This is a genomic window from Sphingomonas sp. 66-10 (genome assembly GCF_001897045.1).
Classification (GTDB): Bacteria; Pseudomonadota; Alphaproteobacteria; order Sphingomonadales; family Sphingomonadaceae; genus Sphingomonas; species Sphingomonas lycopersici.
The window spans coordinates 1-1228 of the sequence record NZ_MKRR01000049.1; the positions used below are offsets into that span (position 1 = coordinate 1).

At 57.5% G+C, this 1228-nt stretch carries 2 protein-coding genes; one reads left to right on the forward strand and one right to left on the reverse strand.

The genetic code is table 11. The features are described from left to right. Positions 1-532: TniB family NTP-binding protein (locus BGN95_RS05625; RefSeq protein WP_286771902.1), on the reverse strand; the 532-nt coding region annotated here is incomplete at its 3' end. A 308-nt stretch (positions 533-840) separates the two neighbouring features. On the opposite strand from BGN95_RS05625, the gene BGN95_RS05630 reads away from it, so the two are divergent. Further along, positions 841-1228: hypothetical protein (locus BGN95_RS05630; RefSeq protein ID WP_286771903.1), on the forward strand; the 388-nt coding region annotated here is incomplete at its 3' end.

The window sequence follows — 1228 nt, forward strand, 5'->3', positions numbered from 1 at the left end:
AGCCCCGAACGGCCGGCATGACTGATTCCATCGTCAGGTTGCCAAGCACGCTCAGCTGCTCAGGTGCCAGCCTGATCCCCACCTGCGAAAACAATTCTTCGAGGAACGCCCACGCGCTCTTCGTCCGCCTTCCGTCGATCTGAACGATTAGCTTGCCATAGCCACGAGTTGCGAGAAGCCTCTGGACCAGCGTAGTCTTGCCGTAGCCTGCGCCACCATGAACAACAGCGAGCTTCCCAGTTCCTCGAAGAAATTCCTCGAGCACCGTTAATTGAGCTCCTCGCTCACGAAAATGAACACGCTCTTCGATTTCAAAGCTCGAACTAAGACCGTTTTGAATTCCCTTCTCCACGACGCGGAAGAATTCCGCAGTCCGAACTCTTCGCTCAACGGCTGGAGCTAAGACGGCCGCTATGTATCCGACATCGTGTAGCTGCCGGGTCAACGCCGTCACTTGGAGGTCGATATCGAGCGCATTGATGAGCTCATCACGTTCGGGTAAATCAGCAGGTGTGCTGCTTTCGATCGCCATCCAAGTTTGCCATTGACGGAAACGCGCGCGCGCCACGCACGCTTCGACCTCTGCTAGCGACGCCACCTCACCTCCTGGAGGGGAGGCAATCATGTTGAAAAACGCGTTGCCAGAGCGGGTGCCTTGGGGAACCGGGCCATGGCCAGTGAAGCCCACTTCGTCTAGGCATGCGCACAGTTCGTCGGGAATCCAACAGGCGTTGTGCCGTTCGCTGACAGGAAATCTAATAAGATCCTGAATTAGGTCGTGAACTCATAAATCCGACGCTCGCTGTTGGCGCGGCGCGGCATCAGGTTTAGCATCGTGGGATGTTGTCAGTTGTCGTCCCCGTCTTACTGCTTGCCGCTGGCGGCACGACTAGCGATCAGCAGTTCGGTGCGTGGCGAGCCACCGAGGTTTGCGCCCATGATGCCGACAGCTTCGGCTGCACGAGGACTCTCCGGCAGTCGAACCCGAACTTGGATGTTATCCTGATCTTCCGGGACAGTTTCGCCATCTGGGCAACGGTTAGAAGCTGCGATCAAGAGGCAACACGCGTCAGTTTCACACCTGATCCGAAGGAGTGGAAGCATCTGGCCCTCGCGGGACGGATCGATCGAACGAGGAAGGTATTGACGCAATGGGGCGAGGCGTCGGTCATCGGATGTGGTCACCCTGCGGCGTTGTCGTTTGATGGCTTTGAGAGCGGCTTCTCCC